Source organism: Flavobacterium microcysteis, assembly GCF_006385255.1.
Taxonomy (GTDB): Bacteria; Bacteroidota; Bacteroidia; order Flavobacteriales; family Flavobacteriaceae; genus Flavobacterium; species Flavobacterium microcysteis.
This window is the reverse complement of sequence record NZ_VFJE01000049.1, coordinates 167,432-182,998: the sequence shown is the minus strand read 5'-3', so window position 1 is coordinate 182,998 and position 15,567 is coordinate 167,432. Positions and strand designations below refer to the sequence as shown.

The following is a 15,567-nucleotide window of genomic DNA, read 5'->3' as shown; positions in this document are numbered from 1 at the left end:
TTATTGCTTATTGAGTAAGAAATTATAATCTACAGAAACCTTGTCGGCTACTTTTTTGCTGACAATCTTTGGAATTTCAATACCAAAATCCTCAGGTTTTACACTAAAACTGCCGCTTATCTTGTAAGCAGCCCCGGATTTTGAGATTTTAGCAGTACTTGATACTCTTTTTGTTTTTCCATGCAGCGTAAGGTCGCCTGTAATAGTAACAGTCTTTTCGGCCGTAGTGACTTGTGAAGCATCAAAATCATCTACTTTGCCTTTAAAACTTGCTTTTGGGTATTTATCAGATTCTACATAATTTTCATTAAAATGTTCCTCCATCAGAGCTACTTTAAAACGGAATCCTTTCACCAGCGTAAGCGCAGCAAAGTCACCTGTAGAAGTTTCAAAAACGGCAGAGGTGCTTTTGCTTTCTGCGGCAACTTCTTCAAATGAAGGAACGGAAGCTTCAAATTTTACGTTTCCGTTTTTGGTGATGTATTTCTGCGCATTGGCAGATAGGGCACCCAACAGAAACAATGTTAGTAACGGTAATTTGTTTTTAAGCATTTTCATATTTTTAGTTTAGTTTTCTGGCAAGCCATCAGATCTCCATTGTAGAATCAGGTTGATTTTGTCTTGTGGCATTCTTCCGGTTTGTGGCATCTGTCCCGTTTCTCCGTTCTGTCTTTGTATCCTGTCGAGCAGATTGGTGTTCTGTATTGCATCTTTGACTTCAAGATAAGTAGTCAGCGGACGGAAAGCAGATACGCCTCCTGGCGAATGGCATCGGATGCAATTGGCATCAATAATAGCCTTAGCGGTGTTTTGGTAAGTGACCGGTCCGTCGATAATGGTAGGTTCTTCCAAATCTTCATACGTATTGGAATCACAGCCAAAAATTACACCCAGGGCAAATAATAAGAATATCTTTTTCATGTCAGCTAATTAAAAAACACGGTATAAGTTAAATCCAAAGAAAAAATCGCCTTTGCCCCAATCTCCGGTAGCGCTTGTCAGATAGCCACTTTCTGTCATTGATTGTGAGTTGGTAAACAACAGTTGGAAAATATGACCTCCTGTTTCCACATCAAGTCCAACAGACAGCGGGTTATTGTAAAAACCAGGCTTGTCGAAATTATAGGCATATTCCAGATTGACAGACAGCCTTTTGGATATCTTCATCCTGCCACCATAACCCATAGCAAATTGGTTGTCGTTTTCTATTTCAGGATTGTACAGATTTTTATGGATGTAGGTAGGCACGAGTTCCAGAGAAAGCCTTTCCGATATTTTTCTGGAAACGATCAATTGCGTGATATAGGTCAGCCTGTCTGAGAATTCAATTTTTGGATAATCATCCTTTTTTAGCAGGCTATTGATATCGAACGTATTGTAACCTACAATTTCAAATGGAAACAGATCGCTCTGTCGGGCCAGCCTGTATTTTACAGAAGCTTCATATACTTTAGAAAGCGTATGTCTTGAACCGCTAACCGAAAGCCAGTCCGTCAGGCCATAAATACCACCAATTTTGGTAGTAGCATCGTCAAAACCAAAAAACTCGGAAATACCGCCTTTTACGGTTCCAAATCGGTGGGATACAACAAAATAAAATTCTTTTTTAGCCGGCATTTTAGTCGATTGCATAGTAATGACTTGTAATCCTTTGAATGCGGCAGTCGCATAAGTATCTTGCACCTGGGTTGAATCCAGTTGCGACAGCAGGTCTTCCTGAGCTTGGGCAGAAACCGCAAGCAGCAAGCAGGCTAGCTGTAAAAGCATTTTTTTCATGGGTAGTATTAGTCTATTAGGGTACATTGGTCTAGTTTTACTTCTTCCATCAGTTCGTCAAAACCGATGCATCTTCCTTTTAGGGTTATTTCCTTGCCTTGGATATCAGCACCCATCTTTTTGCTAAAACTGCAGGATATGCCAGAATCCAGAGTCAACAGCGAATCAGAAACCTGTGTAACTTTTCCACGAACTTCAATGGTTTTGTTCAGGTAGTTTGAATCAGATGCAGGCATGTTAGTCTTATATTCAGCAACAAGTTGTACGGAGGAGAGTCGGAATGCCGCTTTTTCTTCTGCAATATTCCTCGCTTCCTTATATAGGACACCATTATAGAGATAAGCTCCGCAGATAATCAGCAGGGCTATGGCAGCAATCCACGCATATCTTTTTTTGTTCATGATCTCGATAATTTTTTTTTTTTTTAAGTTCCCGGAAGAAGATTTTTAAAAATTTGAAATCTATTCCCGGGAGTTTCTTAAACAACCAAAAACTTTTATCAAAATTAATTGATACGCTCGTAAGCCCAGAGAAAATCAGGTAGACAAAAGGTAGACAAGCCCTGATAATACAGTAGAAAGTAAGTAGACAAAGGTCTTTTTTAGACCGAAAGTATAAAGCTGGTAAGATTTTCGTCGGCCGCAAGCTGCAATTTTTTACGCAAGCGGTAACGTGCAGTTTTGACACTATCCGGAGAGATATTTAATATGGAAGCCATTTCCTTAATGGAAAGATTTAGTTTGATAAGTGCACATATTTTTAAATCGTTGGCACTGATTTCCGGATAGAGTTGTTTGAGACGCGTATAGAAGTTTTTGTTGATACTCTCGAAATAGAGATTGAAATCGTCCCAATTGTTATTTTGCTCAAAATGGCGGTTCACCATTTTGATAAGCTGCTGTTCCGATTGTGGCTGCTGGTGTTCAATAGCCGACTTGATATCGGTTAACAGTTCGTTTTTCTGCAACATCTGCAAAGTAATGGCACTCAATTGGCTTTCCTTATGATCAAGGTCGTTCTGGAAGCGTATTTCTTCCAATTCACGCTGTTTTTCTAAAGCTTCAAGTAGTGCTTCTTTGGTTTTGAGCAGGCTTCTGTCACGCTTATTTCTGCTTTTTAGGTAGAGATATCCGGTCACTAATGCTGTCAGTAATACGATAATGCAAATTGCCAAAAGATAGTTGGTAAGCCGTGCCACTTCTTTTTCTTTTGAAACCAAAGCGAGCTTTCTGTTTTTTTCGGCCACTTCAAATTGCATTTCAAGACTCTTGACGATTTTTTCCCTTTCTAAAGAGTGGAGTTGGTCTTTAAGGAAAATTAAACGTTTCTGAAGCTGCGATGTCTCGAAATAGTTTTTTTCTTTTTCGTTTAATTCGATGAGTGCCTCGACGGTCATAATTTCAAACAGCTTGTCCGAAAGTGCTTCCGATATCAGATGTGCTTTTTGGAAATAATGCAAAGCTTCTGTTTTGTGCTTATGGTTCAGATGCCATCGGCCTATGGCAAGAAGAGCCGAAGCTTGTGCCTGCTTATTTTCGGTAGTATTGGCTATATCCAGTGCTTTCTGAAAGTAATCGAGGCCGTTTTGGTCATTATGTCGTCCGAGTTCGCTTTCGCCTATGTTGATGTAAGCATTAGGCAAATAGGCCTGATTGCCTGATTTTTCAAAATCTTTTAGTGCCAGTGTATAAAAATAGTAAGCTGAATCCCGAAGCTGCTCCTGTTCGTATAAAGAACCTAAACTGGAATAGGCGAGTCCCAAAGTACCGCTTTTGTCTTCCCGGCTTTCAAGAATACTGATTACTTCACGACTGATGGGTTTGGCCTGGGCATATTTTTTCTGTCGGGAGTAAATCGTACTGATGAGCTGTAAACACTTGCTGCGACCTACTTGCCCAACATCGGGATTGGTTTTTTCTAATCGGGTGTAAATATTAAGCGATTGAAAAGCATAATCCAGTCCTTTTTCATAGCTGGAACCAAATGAACAAATACCAAGATAAAGCAGTGATTCTGCCATATCTGTTTCATTCTTCTCTTTTTTTGCTTTTTCGTAGGATAAGAAAAAATATCGGAAAGCTTCGTCGTCATGGTCTTTTACAAGAGCGTCCCAACCTTTTTGTATCAGTGTATTTTGTGAAGAAGGCTGCGCCATGCCGCTTAAAGATAGCAGCAACAAAAGCAAGAGTAGGAGCGGCCGGTTATAGCGCATGGCAGTTTTTTGATAGTAAAAAGGATTTCAAAGATATAAATATTTAGTCACTGTAAGGAAGTTTGTACCAAATCACAAAAGTTGTAAAGTCGTAAAGTAGTAAAGTAGTAAAGTCGTAAAGTTGTAAAGTCGTAAAGCTTCTATCGACTACTGTTTTTTCTTCGGTATTCCGAAGGCGTCAGCCCTATATTCTTCTTGAAAGATTTTCCAAAAGAAGACTGATCGCTAAATTGGAGTTCGTCTGCTATTTGCGCAATGGTCAGCATTGGGTCTGACAGCAGTATGCGTGCTTCCAGAAGGATTGCTTCTTCAATGAGTTCTCCGGCTGTTTTTCCGGAAACTTCTTTTAGTATTTTGGTAAGATGGCCGCTGGTAACGCAGAGCAAATCAGCATAAAACTGCACACTGCGCTGCTGTTTAAAATTGATGTCAAGCAGTTTGAGGAATTTTAAGGTGAGTTCTTCTTGGCGTGACAGTTCTGGCTTCAGCCCTGAGTTTTCTTTTTTATAACGGGAAGCAACAATATACATCAGTAGGCTAAAAGCATGATGAAGGACTTCTTCGTTGTAAGGCTCATGGCTTTTTTCAATGTTTTCCTGCATCAGCATCCGGGCCAGAAAAATAAAATCCTGGCGTTCTTCCTCTGTAAATGTAAGTTTCGGGATGGCTTTTGAAGCAAAAAACTCAAAAGCATCGATTTCATTTCTATTTCGGTTGGATTGTCGGGCAAAGTCGGAAGTAAAGCTAACAGCAATCAGTTCCAAATTTCCGGTAATCTCAAGTATATGGTTTATGGTTCTTGGCGAAATGATAATCAAATCATTAGGATAGGCGGTATGCGAAATAAGATCCAGTTGGAGCTTCATGGTTCCGGAAAGGATAAGCAATACCGAAAAATTATCAGAACGATACGGATATGGAAAGGGAATTGTGGTGATGGCACCTTTCCCCATATACACATGCAGTCCCTCAGATTGCGGCACATCGCCAAGTATTTCCAGGATATCGCTGATCGACAGCTTTCGGATGCTTGTCTTTTCCAAATCAAACGTCTTTAGTGTCGTAAAGTTAGTCATTATTATGGAACCGTTCTTTTTTATAACAGTAGAAGCTCACCATGAAGTTGTTGCAGGAAAAAAGGCGGGTTTCAGACCAATTTCGGACGAATTGGCACGAAGTCCAATTGCCGTTTTAACCGTAAATTTAATACAGTTATTCATAGTTCATTAAAACTTAAATATTATGAAATATATCCCTTTGATTGGTAGGTTTCTTTTCAGCATCATCTTTATGTATTCTTCTGTTGCTAAATTTTCAGATACGTTTGTATATGAAGCAGCTGCTAAAGGAATTCCATTATCGTATATACTGATTCCGCTTGTTGGCGTATTAGAAATGGCCGCTGGACTTAGTATATTGTTTGGCTTTATGGCCAAATGGGGCGCCTGGTTGATTATTATTTTTCTGGTTCCGGTTACTTTTATCATGCACGATTTCTGGAAGGTTGATGACCCCATGTTGCACCAGTTAGTGCTGATGACATTTATGAAAAACATGTCGATTATAGGAGCAGCCCTGATGCTTGCTTATTTTGGCGCTGGGCCTTATAGTATTGATGCGTTGCGGTATGAGAAAAAAGAAGCTTAAAACAGACGCTTCCATAAATCAGGTTTCAGATCACAGGTAGCAGAAATCTAAAATCTAAAATCACAAATCCAAAATCATAAATCCCATATCTCAAATCAATCCGGAGTAATATTTGATAGCTACACTTTCGATTTGAGTCGACTCAACGTTTCCTGCGAAATATTCAGATAAGAAGCGACCATTTTATTTGGCAGTCGTTTTACAATTATCGGACTTTGGCTAAGCAGTTGCCTATACCGCTCTGTAGCATCCATAGTAATAAAAGACATCAGCCTGTTAGTGTTGGTTACATAGGCATTTTCCAGATAGCTGCGATAGAATTTTTCCCATTCCGGAATAATTTCCAAAAGGTGGTAAAAATCATCGTGGCTGATGTACAGTAGTTCGGTAGCTTCTACGGCTTGGATGTACTCAGCCGAGAGATCTCCTGTAATAAAACTGGTCAATGCTGTGGCAAATTGGTTTTCAAAAGCAAAGTATCGGGTAGCTTCCTGTCCGTCTTCGTTAAGGAAGAATATGCGCAAACAGCCTTTGCCGACAAAAAATGTCCGCTGGCTGGATTCTCCGTGGTTAACTAGGAATTCATTTTTCTTGACTTTTATACTCTTGAAATAAGTCATGACGGTTTTGAGCTCCGTGTCGGAAATGTTTATTTTTTCCTGTATGTAACGGCTGAGCTGTTCTTGCATTGCAGTTGTAAGATGATAGGCAAAGTTAGGCAATAGTTGCCTATTGTTTTTTCGGATTAGTTCCTTGCCGTTACTTTTTCTGCAAATTTTCGGGCTTGAGGAATAATAAGGAAAGCTGCGGCATAGGCAACCGGCAGCATAACGCTCCATGCTTTTAGGAACTTCAAAAACCAATCTTCACCAAAACCATAATTCCGTATCAATCCTACAAAAGCCATGATAAGCGTCATGGGAATAACTACAAATAAAGTATTGATATACTTAAAATGCTTCTTTTTCATTTTTCTAATGTTTAAAATTATTATGGCGCAAAGTTGGGGTTATTTTGCATCATAGAATTTGACATAAGTCAATAAATAGAGGATAGTTGATAGTGGAAAGTGAATAGTTGGGAGTATATCAAAAATCAGAAGTCCGCTTTTAAAAATTAGATTGCAGTTGGCAGATAACAGAAATCAAAAATCGGAAGTCAGATTACATAAATCCTAAATCTAAAATCTTAAATCCCAAATCAGAAGTCAGGCTACATAAATCATAAATCTAAAATCTCAAATCATCAATCCCAAATCAATGCGCACTCGTTTTCGAAAAAACATTAATCACAACTACGCCAGCTACAATCAATAGCATCCCGATAATGGCAGGCAAGTCAGGAATCTGTTTGAATAAAACGATACCTGCTAAGGTGATAAGAACAATACCAATTCCGGACCAGATAGCATAGGCAATACCCACAGGAATCGTCTTTAGTGTCAGGCTAAGAAAATAAAAAGCGGCAATATAGCCAATTACGGTTATAAGGCTTGGAATGAGTTTAGTGAATTGTTCTGACGCTTTTAGGGATGAAGTTGCAATGGTTTCAAAAAGAATAGCGACCAGTAAAAAAAGATAATTTTTCATAAGGCAAGTGTAATTAAGGTATTCTGCTAAAATACGATTTCAAAAGAAAATACGGGTTATTGGACTTTGGTAAATACACAAGAAATCTTCATTTTTTCTTCATTTTTGGATGCTAAATTTGTTAAGGATTTTTGTCCTATGAATACCTGAAATCAGATAAAAAAATGGTAAATTCGTTATGAAGTCTCTTTTGTATAATTTTAAAACCTATGCATCATGAAAAATACTTTTTTAGCAGTCTTGTTACTCATTACGGCCAGTTTTTATGGTCAAACAGATAAAAAACAACCTTATTCTCCGCCTGATGAAGCCCGTTTAGCTTTTGAGAAGGATTTTCCTAAGACTAATGCTGTGTGGCGAAGTGAATTTGACGGTGATGATGGCGATGAAGAATTGTATGTGGCAGACTTTACCGTACAAGGAACTAAAGTTTCAGCTTATTATAACCTGAAAGGGGAAATGCAAGTGCTGGAACATGCTGTTAAGCCTAACAAGCTTCCGCAAAATATCCAATCCTATCTCAAAAAAAATTACCCAACTTATAAAATTGTAGAAGCAGCACGAGTGCGTCAAATTCCAAACTATTATACTTATGAAGTTGGACTTAGCAGTGATTCAAAATTTTATGATGCCGTTTTTAGCGACCAAGGCGACTTTCTACAGATGGTAGAAAAAGATCGTTAAAGGACAATCCTGTGCCTAATTTAGAAGTAGTTTGAAAACAACATATACGCTATGAATGTCCTGATTGTAGAAGATACCAAAGAATTAGCTGTAGAGCTGACAGACTACCTTGCCAAGAGCGGTTATATCTGCAAATGGGTAGCTAGCTGTGAAGAAGCTTTGGAAGAAGTCTCGGTAAACCAATATGATGCGCTATTGCTTGATCTGGGTTTGCCGGATGGGAACGGATTTGATGTTTTGGAAAGCGTACGCAATTCCAAATCAAAAATGGCGGTTATAGTAATTACTGCCAGAGGAGAGCTTGATGACAAGATCAATGGTCTCGATTTGGGAGCAGACGATTACCTAACCAAACCTTTTGCATTATCAGAGTTAGGCGCTCGTTTGTATGCCGTTATCCGGAGAATCCACGGATTTACAGTTAATGAATTGGATATTCACGGTTTTAAAATCAGGCTGCAGGATTATAAAGTAAGCTACCAGGAAAATGCTGTAGCGCTTACCAAAAAAGAGTTTGATATTTTTCAATATCTGGTGTTGAATAAAAATCGTGTTATTACGCGCCTACAACTCACAGAACATGTGTGGGGTGATGTATTGGAAGTCAGCTCCGATTCTAATTTTATAGATGTACACGTACGGAACCTGCGTAAAAAGCTAGATAAGCATGCTACTATTGAATGGTTTGAGACCGTTCGGAATGTAGGCTATAGAATCATAAGTTAGGCATGAAGCTCAAAAATAAAATCTCGATATTCAGTGCCGTAATCCGCCTGTTGCTGTTAGTCATCATGTGGTTTACATTGTCTTTTGTTATTAAAAAGGTAGCCTACAAGAACATCGAAAACACGATGATTGAAAAACGGGATAAGTTTGTTAATCGTCTCAATACTTCCGAAATCAACGCTTTTATAGAACGGAATGACAGTACGGAGTTATATGTCAGTTTTTCCAATCTCCACAGTGAATTTCTCCGCCTATATCGCTCAAACAATATAACACGCCCAAAAGATTATTTCGTTAATGAATCTAGGAAGGTAGAAAACGAAACTAATGAATACCGTGTACTTTATCATCATTTCAGTTATAAAAACACCAATTATGTACTTGAAATAGGAGAACACCTGAACGAGGTGGACGAATTGCTTGACAAATTCCATCTGGTTATCTTATTATTACTTACGGCAACACTTATTGTGTCTCATTTTGCCCAATCCGTATTTATAGATTATTTGCTTAAACCTTTTCAGAAAATAATCGACACAAAAATCAATCTTATCAACGAACCGGAACTATTTGACCATTCTAAAGTACATACAACAACATCTGATTTTGCTGTATTAGATGATGGTCTGAATCAGATGATGGATCGCATTCAGGAACAATTCAAGAAAGAAAAGCAGTTTATTGCCAATGTTTCTCATGAATTGCTGACTCCGATTTCTATTCTCCAGAACAGGCTGGAAAACCTGCTGAATAATGAATCCATTAACGATGAAGGAGTGGACAAGATTGTCGTCTCGCTTCGGAATCTGGATACGCTAAAACGCATCATCAATAACCTGTTGCTGATTTCAAGAATAGAAAACCACCAGTATTCCAATTTTGAATCGATTGATTTCCGCAATCTGGTTTCCGAACTGTTGGCTGATTTTGACGATCGTATCGAAATGAAACAGCTTCATGTTTTGAACACAGTAGAAAACGATTTTGTTTTTGAAGGCAACAAAACGCTAATACACATATTGATTTACAATATTGTTTTTAATGCCATCAAGTTTACGCCCAACGGCGGCAGCCTGATTATTTCTGATTCTTTTGAAGAAGGTCGCTATTGCATTGCTATTGCAGACACCGGTAAAGGAATGACAGAGGTGCAATTGTCTCAGATTTTTAACCGGTTTATGAAAATAAATCTTGAAGAAGAAGGACAAGGTTTAGGACTGGCTATAGTGTCAAGTATTGCTAACTTACACAAAATAGAGATTAAGGTAAGTTCAGAATTGAATGTAGGAACGACTTTTAGGCTTGTTTTTCCAGAAGTAAAAAAATAAAATGTTAAATTATCTCCTAACGGCAAAATCTTCATTTTATCTTCATTTAACGAATCTAACTTTGACCTATAATTAAGAAACAAATAATATTCTTGTTTAATTCAAAAAATAGAAATCATGAAAAAATTAATGATGTTAGCTGCTTTAGTTTTAGGAACAAGCGCTATGGTAAATGCTCAACAAAAAGCACCTGCAAAAGCTGAAGTAAAAATGGAAGCTAAAGCTGAAACAAAAAAGGCTGAACACAAAGAAATGAAAAAGGCTGAGAAAGCTAAAAAGACTGAGGTTGCAAAAGTAAAAAAAGAAGAAGCTAAGGCAAAAGCCTAAGGTTCTTTGCCTGATCTGTAATAAACTGTACCAAGAAAGCTCCTGAGAAATCAGGAGCTTTTTTTATGCCTTAACACTATAACTATCTGGTTAACACAACCATAATTTTTATTTGTTCGTTTTGAAAACTTAGCGTAATACAGGAAGCATAAGTTTGTTCCGCTTGAAAATCAAGCGCTTAAGAATAACTAAACTTGTATTGCAATTATGAACAAAAAATTACAAAAAAGAATAAAGCAGATGACGCTGTCTTTAATGCTGGTCATTACAGCTAATTCTTGGGGGCAAATTGCTCCGGATGTCAACGGTGTTTTATACGTCAAAAAAGGAGCGACCGGAAATGGAAGCAGTTGGACAAGTGCTCTTGGCGAAGTAGGCGATGCGCTCAAAGCCGCAAGAGAACTGACAGCGGGAACGGTTAGCCAAATATGGGTAGCAGGCGGTACATATTATCCGTTATATCGACCGGATAATCTTAGCGGAGCCAATCCTCTTGATAGGAATAATTCTTTTCTGTTGGTAAAAAATGTCAAGGTATATGGAGGATTCGCAGGTATAGAAACGCAATTGTCGCAAAGAGATTTGTCTTTGACAGCAAACGCTTCTATTTTGAGCGGAGATTATAACAACAATGATGTGATAAGCGGCAACGGGAGTACATTGGTTATAACCAATAATGACGAAAATGCGTATCATGTTGTTATGAGTTTGGGGGCAAACGCCTCTAATCCAATTACCAATTCAACAGTTTTGGACGGTTTTACAATCCGTGGTGGTAATGCCAATATGGTTGGTACAATACAACCTATAGGTACTACTAAATATGTTGGTAATAGTATAGCCGGGGGAATGTATAATTATTTTTCGTCGCCAATCATCTCCAATATTATCATTATTGGAAATGTAGGAGACCAAAGAGGAGGCGGAATGTTAAATATTTCTTCTTCGCCAACTGTTACCAATTTTACGATAAGTAAAAATGTTTCATTGCAGGGAGCCGGAGTGCAAAATGACGAATCTCAATCCAAACCGTACTTTTCAAATGGAGTATTTAATGGAAATGTGGCCAGAGGAGGAGATGCCGAAGGAGGAGGAGCTATGAATAATTTTGCAGCATCGCCAACACTTATCAATGTTGAAATCAGCGAGAATCATACGACTAAATTAGGAGGAGGGATTGTTAACAATACAACCACGACTATAATGACTAACGTTGTGATTAAGAACAATTCAAGCTTGAATCAGGGAGGCGGAATTTATAGTAATTATTCGGATGAGATTATTACTAACTGTCTTATTACGGATAATACGGCAGCCTATGGAGGTGGAATGTACATCGAACGTTTTACCGGTAATAAATCACCATTTCTGACTAATGTTACCTTCGCAAAAAATTCGGCAAGTGTGAATGGTGGCGCTATATACAACACTGCAGTAGCGCTAAAAATCCGCAACTGTATTATTTATGATAACCCTACCGGAGTTTATTATTCGCCATCTCAGCCAGCTACGGCACCTCAATACAGGCACAGTCTGGTTCAGGGTGCTACTACAAATGATGCTAATGGAAATATAGATGGTGCTACCAATCCGTTGTTTGTTAATGCAGCGAATGGTAATTATAAAATACAACAAGGAAGTCCTGTTGTAGATGCAGGAAGTAGTAGTTATTATGCTTCAGGAAGTACGCCTAATTTGTCAGCCATTACTACTGATATAATTGGTAATGACCGATTTTATGACGGTACTCCAGATATGGGAGCTTATGAACTTAATTGTGCCGTACCTAATGCTCCAACTGTTTTGCCGCAATCTTTTTGTGCTTCGGCAACCGTAGCCGATTTGGATGCTGCTGTTATTACTGGAGCAGTTGCCAAATGGTATGCTTCTGCCGATGTTTCAGCAGTTGCTTTAGAAGATACTGCCAGCCTTACTTCCCAAACTTATTATGTATCACAAGCCCTGGGCATTTGTGAAAGTGAAAGGATTCCTGTTGTAATAACAGTTACCCAATTGCCTGCAGCTCCAACCGCTGCCAATCAGACTTTTTGCGGTGTCACGACTGCAGCTTCTTTAGTTCCTGCACCTTCTGAAACTATTTTATGGTATGCCGCTGCAGATGCTACAGAAGCATTGGCAGAAACGGCTACATTGGCAACACAAACTTATTTTGTATCGCAAAAAACAGGAAGCTGTGAAGGACCAAGAACAGAAATTTCTGTGCTAATCAATACGCCTGATCCTGTAGTTGCATCTCAAACCTATTGCGAAGGTGCTACCGTAGCACAATTGCAAGCGACAACCATTACAGGTGCTTTGGTACAATGGTATGCGGGAGGAACTTTTGGCGAAGTATTAGGCAGCACGTATCTGCTAACAACAGGATCTTATTATGTATCGCAAACAGTGGACGGATGTGAAAGCAGAAGAGTTCAGGTTGCCGTGACGATAACAGAACAGGCAATACCTAATTTTGCTACGATGGAACCAATTTGTAAAAATGCAACAGCTCCGGTTCTGGAGTTGACTTCTCCAAACGGCATTGCAGGAACCTGGTCGCCGTCAACTGTCAATACAACTCAAGCAGGAATTTTCGGACTATGTGTTTACACCGGCAGAAGGAACATGCGCTGCAATCCAGACGGTATCAGTAACTATTAAAGAATTGGTTGCAGCACCTACAGGTGAAGAAATTCAGGACTTTCTTGAAGGCGCTACGCTGGCTGATTTTGAGGTAACGGGACAAAATATTCTTTGGTATGATGCTCCAACAGGAGGCAATTTGCTGTCACCAGCAGATGTGATAGTGTCAGGAGGAATTTATTATGCTTCCCAAACTTTAGATTGTGGTGAGAGTAGTGACCGATTGAAGGTTATAGCAGGAACTGCTTTGGGAACACCTGTTTTTGGAAACGAAAATTTCAACTATTATCCTAACCCGGTTAAAGATATAATGACTGTTAGCCATACAGAAACTATTGATTCTGTAGCGGTATTCAATGTATTAGGGCAGCAGGTATTTGCGAAAACAGTAAACGGAACAGTCTTTACATTACCTTTTTCAACCATGCCTTCGGGAACCTATATTGTTAAGGTAATAGCAGGCCAAACTTCTAAAGCTTTTAAGGCTATTAAAGAATAGAATGATTTTTACAATCCATAAAAAAAGCACCTGATTTCAGGTGCTTTTTCTATTATATCAATAAATTTTCAGGACTTCTTATTGTAAGCTTTAACGGCTTCTTCAAGCGGAACTTTCTCATATTCGCCATCTTCGCCCGGATAACGCAATGATGGAGAAATGGTCTCTATTTTTTTAGCGCATTGCCATATAATACTTTCTCCACATGGTACAATATCTGGAGTCTGATCGAATACAGTATCCTTAAAAGCTGTTTCTGCATTAATCAGTTTCCATCCATTCTTTTTGAGGGCTGCTAACAGGTCATCGAGAAACAAAGCATTTAACAAAGAATGATGAATCAGTAACGTATGTTTGACAGGCCTGTTGAATACGCTCATTGCAAGAGAATCATAATAACCAGCACGATCAAGAATGTGTTTTATATAATACTCTTTGTAAGGAGTCAGGTCGGCAGTAGGATTTTCTTTTAATGCTTTGGCTATTTCTGCATCGATATACCAATCAGAAGCATCAATCGTAACTGCGCCATTTTTATAATTGGATTGTGACATAAACACTCTCATTGAATCTCTTTTTTCAAGCGTATTGCCTTCTTTAAGATACGGAAACCTGAAATATTTAGAATAATGACGGTACTGTTTGATGATACTATCGCCTTTGCTAAAATCAGCACTGAATTTTTTAAAGGAATTTGATTTGGAATTGAAATACAAATGCGAATACGAATGATTGCAAATCATATGACCCTGATCGTCCCATTGTTTTAATAGGGTTTTCCCATTCGAGTCGGCAACCCGCATACCGCAAACAAATAATGCTGCTTTGATACGGTGTTTTTTTAATGTTTTTAAAATCGCATCATTTCGTTCCTGCCATCCTAACTTGGGTGTAACAGTGGTGTTTGGATCGTCAATTGTGATTGAGATTTCTTTTTGAGCATATAAGCCTGTGTGTAAAAGGATGAATAGTAAGAATAGGGCGTATTTTTTGGTAAGTATCATTGTTTGATTGTATTCAGATTTTAGGGAAAAGTAATAAACAAATAAGAAAAATGCTTATTCCAGCAAAGATAGAATTTCCTTGATTGAAAAATGAGCACCGCAAACAAATTCATCGGCAGCGCCATAATAAATGGTGAGTCGGTCTCCATCAATAATATGTCCGTTGGTAAAAACAACACCGCCAAAAAAGCCATTGGTTTCATAGACTTCTGTAGGAACCATGATAGGTTCTACGGTGCGGGAAATTACTTTTGAAGGATTGTCCAAATCCATAAGAAAAGCACCCAAACAATAGAAGTTTTCAGCATTGGCGCCGTGATAAATTTCGAGCCACCCGTGTTCTGTTTTAATAGGAGCTGCTCCGGCACCAACTCTTGCGCTATCCCAATGATTTTCCCGGGTTTTAATAATACACTGGTGGTTTCCCCAATGCAGGCCATCAGGTGATTCGGCTATCCAGATATAATTGCCGCCTATTTCTTTGCTGCTGGGACGATGTAGGGCATAATACTTGCCATTTATAAGTTCTTCAAAAATGGCACAATCCTTATTATGGGGCGGAAAAATCATTCCTTTTTGGTCAAAATCTTTCCAATTGGTTGTTGTCCGCAAACCAACACCAACGCCATTGTTGGAAACAGCCGTATAGGTCAGATGGTATGTAGCACCTATTTTGCTGACACGACAGTCTTCAATGCCAAATTTTTCAAGAGGTCCAATTCCTGATAAGATGGAATAGTCTTCGGGTTCTTGAAAACGTATACCGTTGTCACTGCTCAACAATCGAAGATGCGAAAGAGTAGTCAGATAGTCGTTTCCTTTGTAATTGATTACCCGGGCATCATTAGCAATAAGATGAGGATCGTCTAATAGTATTTCGAGAATTTCAATTTCTCCTGTTTCATCCACAATAGGGAAGAAGATAGAACCTTCTTTTTGGGCTATGTTTTCGGCAACTCTTACAATGAGCCAGATTTTATTTTCATAAACAAAAACACCCGGATTAAGAAGGCATATTACCTGGAACTGGTCGTTGCTGGCCGACAGATCTTTAGGGCTGAGCAATGGATTTTCGGGAAATCGGTTGGCAATATCTCTCATAATCACTTTTTACTAACTGAATTTACAAAAA

The 15,567-nt window shown here is 38.7% G+C and carries 19 protein-coding genes; 8 read left to right on the top strand and 11 right to left on the bottom strand.

Features of this window, described 5'->3' with window-relative positions; all coding sequences use genetic code 11:
* The 6 genes from FJA49_RS02510 to FJA49_RS02485 all read right to left on the bottom strand — a co-directional run bounded on the left by FJA49_RS02510 (position 1) and on the right by FJA49_RS02485 (position 5,064).
* Positions 1 to 558, bottom strand: coding sequence for a YceI family protein (locus FJA49_RS02510; RefSeq protein WP_317131696.1), 558 nt, complete (start codon positions 556 to 558; stop codon positions 1 to 3).
* A 9-nt stretch (positions 559 to 567) separates the two neighbouring features.
* The gene (locus FJA49_RS02505; protein ID WP_139998507.1) at positions 568 to 921 is read right to left on the bottom strand and encodes a cytochrome c; all 354 of its coding nucleotides are present in this window, start codon (positions 919 to 921) and stop codon (positions 568 to 570) included.
* A gap of 9 nt (positions 922 to 930) precedes the next feature.
* Positions 931 to 1,776: a DUF5777 family beta-barrel protein gene (locus FJA49_RS02500; RefSeq protein ID WP_139998505.1), complete on the bottom strand. Its 846-nt coding sequence runs from the start codon at positions 1,774 to 1,776 to the stop codon at positions 931 to 933.
* Between the two features lie 8 nt (positions 1,777 to 1,784).
* Positions 1,785 to 2,177, bottom strand: a complete 393-nt coding sequence (locus FJA49_RS02495; protein ID WP_139998503.1) for an OB-fold protein — start codon at positions 2,175 to 2,177, stop codon at positions 1,785 to 1,787.
* A gap of 200 nt (positions 2,178 to 2,377) precedes the next feature.
* A complete protein-coding gene (locus tag FJA49_RS02490; protein ID WP_139998501.1) occupies positions 2,378 to 3,988 on the bottom strand; it encodes a tetratricopeptide repeat protein in 1,611 nt (536 codons plus the stop codon).
* Positions 3,989 to 4,128: 140 nt separating this feature from the next.
* Positions 4,129 to 5,064, bottom strand: a complete 936-nt coding sequence (locus tag FJA49_RS02485; RefSeq protein ID WP_139998499.1) for a helix-turn-helix domain-containing protein — start codon at positions 5,062 to 5,064, stop codon at positions 4,129 to 4,131.
* Positions 5,065 to 5,068: 4 nt separating this feature from the next.
* On the opposite strand from FJA49_RS02485, the gene FJA49_RS18380 reads away from it, so the two are divergent.
* Both FJA49_RS18380 and FJA49_RS02480 read left to right on the top strand, forming a co-directional pair.
* On the top strand, positions 5,069 to 5,218 hold the full coding sequence (locus FJA49_RS18380) for a hypothetical protein (protein WP_158629434.1): 150 nt from the start codon (positions 5,069 to 5,071) through the stop codon (positions 5,216 to 5,218).
* 12 nt (positions 5,219 to 5,230) lie between these two features.
* Positions 5,231 to 5,635: a DoxX family protein gene (locus FJA49_RS02480; RefSeq protein WP_139998497.1), complete on the top strand. Its 405-nt coding sequence runs from the start codon at positions 5,231 to 5,233 to the stop codon at positions 5,633 to 5,635.
* A 119-nt stretch (positions 5,636 to 5,754) separates the two neighbouring features.
* Here FJA49_RS02480 and FJA49_RS02475 read toward each other — a convergent pair whose 3' ends face one another.
* The 3 genes from FJA49_RS02475 to FJA49_RS02465 all read right to left on the bottom strand — a co-directional run bounded on the left by FJA49_RS02475 (position 5,755) and on the right by FJA49_RS02465 (position 7,224).
* Complete coding sequence (locus tag FJA49_RS02475) at positions 5,755 to 6,324, bottom strand: Crp/Fnr family transcriptional regulator (RefSeq protein WP_139998495.1); 570 nt, start codon at positions 6,322 to 6,324, stop codon at positions 5,755 to 5,757.
* 56 nt (positions 6,325 to 6,380) lie between these two features.
* Entirely contained in the window at positions 6,381 to 6,605 is a 225-nt protein-coding gene (locus tag FJA49_RS02470; protein ID WP_139998493.1) for a DUF2798 domain-containing protein, read from the bottom strand.
* Between the two features lie 286 nt (positions 6,606 to 6,891).
* Entirely contained in the window at positions 6,892 to 7,224 is a 333-nt protein-coding gene (locus FJA49_RS02465) for a DMT family transporter (RefSeq protein ID WP_139998491.1), read from the bottom strand.
* A gap of 216 nt (positions 7,225 to 7,440) precedes the next feature.
* Here FJA49_RS02465 and FJA49_RS02460 point away from each other — a divergent pair, with 216 nt between their 5' ends.
* The 6 genes from FJA49_RS02460 to FJA49_RS02435 all read left to right on the top strand — a co-directional run bounded on the left by FJA49_RS02460 (position 7,441) and on the right by FJA49_RS02435 (position 13,431).
* Positions 7,441 to 7,908, top strand: a complete 468-nt coding sequence (locus tag FJA49_RS02460) for a PepSY-like domain-containing protein (protein WP_139998489.1) — start codon at positions 7,441 to 7,443, stop codon at positions 7,906 to 7,908.
* Between the two features lie 51 nt (positions 7,909 to 7,959).
* Positions 7,960 to 8,634 (top strand): response regulator transcription factor, encoded by a 675-nt coding sequence (locus tag FJA49_RS02455; RefSeq protein WP_139998487.1) that lies wholly within the window; start codon positions 7,960 to 7,962, stop codon positions 8,632 to 8,634.
* 2 nt (positions 8,635 to 8,636) lie between these two features.
* Entirely contained in the window at positions 8,637 to 9,962 is a 1,326-nt protein-coding gene (locus FJA49_RS02450) for a sensor histidine kinase (protein WP_233590054.1), read from the top strand.
* 117 nt (positions 9,963 to 10,079) lie between these two features.
* A complete protein-coding gene (locus FJA49_RS02445) occupies positions 10,080 to 10,289 on the top strand; it encodes a hypothetical protein (protein WP_139998485.1) in 210 nt (69 codons plus the stop codon).
* A gap of 207 nt (positions 10,290 to 10,496) precedes the next feature.
* On the top strand, positions 10,497 to 12,950 hold the full coding sequence (locus FJA49_RS02440; RefSeq protein ID WP_139998483.1) for an Ig-like domain-containing protein: 2,454 nt from the start codon (positions 10,497 to 10,499) through the stop codon (positions 12,948 to 12,950).
* Positions 12,892 to 13,431: a T9SS type A sorting domain-containing protein gene (locus FJA49_RS02435; protein WP_139998481.1), complete on the top strand. Its 540-nt coding sequence runs from the start codon at positions 12,892 to 12,894 to the stop codon at positions 13,429 to 13,431. Before FJA49_RS02440 ends, FJA49_RS02435 begins: the two co-directional genes overlap by 59 nt.
* Positions 13,432 to 13,499: 68 nt before the next feature.
* Here the strand turns inward: FJA49_RS02435 and FJA49_RS02430 are convergent, their stop codons facing one another.
* Complete coding sequence (locus FJA49_RS02430) at positions 13,500 to 14,435, bottom strand: polysaccharide deacetylase family protein (RefSeq protein WP_139998478.1); 936 nt, start codon at positions 14,433 to 14,435, stop codon at positions 13,500 to 13,502.
* A 54-nt stretch (positions 14,436 to 14,489) separates the two neighbouring features.
* Positions 14,490 to 15,536, bottom strand: a complete 1,047-nt coding sequence (locus tag FJA49_RS02425) for a glycoside hydrolase family 130 protein (protein WP_139998476.1) — start codon at positions 15,534 to 15,536, stop codon at positions 14,490 to 14,492.
* Positions 15,537 to 15,567: the final 31 nt, after the last annotated feature.

What these genes read in the sequence shown, in the direction of transcription:
- FJA49_RS02510 (WP_317131696.1), bottom strand. Translation starts at nt 558, where the DNA reads ATGAAAATGCTTAAAAACAAATTACCGTTACTAACATTGTTTCTGTTG.
- FJA49_RS02505 (WP_139998507.1), bottom strand. Translation starts at nt 921, where the DNA reads ATGAAAAAGATATTCTTATTATTTGCCCTGGGTGTAATTTTTGGCTGT.
- FJA49_RS02500 (WP_139998505.1), bottom strand. Translation starts at nt 1,776, where the DNA reads ATGAAAAAAATGCTTTTACAGCTAGCCTGCTTGCTGCTTGCGGTTTCT.
- FJA49_RS02495 (WP_139998503.1), bottom strand. Translation starts at nt 2,177, where the DNA reads ATGAACAAAAAAAGATATGCGTGGATTGCTGCCATAGCCCTGCTGATT.
- FJA49_RS02490 (WP_139998501.1), bottom strand. Translation starts at nt 3,988, where the DNA reads ATGCGCTATAACCGGCCGCTCCTACTCTTGCTTTTGTTGCTGCTATCT.
- FJA49_RS02485 (WP_139998499.1), bottom strand. Translation starts at nt 5,064, where the DNA reads ATGACTAACTTTACGACACTAAAGACGTTTGATTTGGAAAAGACAAGC.
- FJA49_RS18380 (WP_158629434.1), top strand. Translation starts at nt 5,069, where the DNA reads ATGGAACCGTTCTTTTTTATAACAGTAGAAGCTCACCATGAAGTTGTT.
- FJA49_RS02480 (WP_139998497.1), top strand. Translation starts at nt 5,231, where the DNA reads ATGAAATATATCCCTTTGATTGGTAGGTTTCTTTTCAGCATCATCTTT.
- FJA49_RS02475 (WP_139998495.1), bottom strand. Translation starts at nt 6,324, where the DNA reads ATGCAAGAACAGCTCAGCCGTTACATACAGGAAAAAATAAACATTTCC.
- FJA49_RS02470 (WP_139998493.1), bottom strand. Translation starts at nt 6,605, where the DNA reads ATGAAAAAGAAGCATTTTAAGTATATCAATACTTTATTTGTAGTTATT.
- FJA49_RS02465 (WP_139998491.1), bottom strand. Translation starts at nt 7,224, where the DNA reads ATGAAAAATTATCTTTTTTTACTGGTCGCTATTCTTTTTGAAACCATT.
- FJA49_RS02460 (WP_139998489.1), top strand. Translation starts at nt 7,441, where the DNA reads ATGAAAAATACTTTTTTAGCAGTCTTGTTACTCATTACGGCCAGTTTT.
- FJA49_RS02455 (WP_139998487.1), top strand. Translation starts at nt 7,960, where the DNA reads ATGAATGTCCTGATTGTAGAAGATACCAAAGAATTAGCTGTAGAGCTG.
- FJA49_RS02450 (WP_233590054.1), top strand. Translation starts at nt 8,637, where the DNA reads ATGAAGCTCAAAAATAAAATCTCGATATTCAGTGCCGTAATCCGCCTG.
- FJA49_RS02445 (WP_139998485.1), top strand. Translation starts at nt 10,080, where the DNA reads ATGAAAAAATTAATGATGTTAGCTGCTTTAGTTTTAGGAACAAGCGCT.
- FJA49_RS02440 (WP_139998483.1), top strand. Translation starts at nt 10,497, where the DNA reads ATGAACAAAAAATTACAAAAAAGAATAAAGCAGATGACGCTGTCTTTA.
- FJA49_RS02430 (WP_139998478.1), bottom strand. Translation starts at nt 14,435, where the DNA reads ATGATACTTACCAAAAAATACGCCCTATTCTTACTATTCATCCTTTTA.
- FJA49_RS02425 (WP_139998476.1), bottom strand. Translation starts at nt 15,536, where the DNA reads ATGAGAGATATTGCCAACCGATTTCCCGAAAATCCATTGCTCAGCCCT.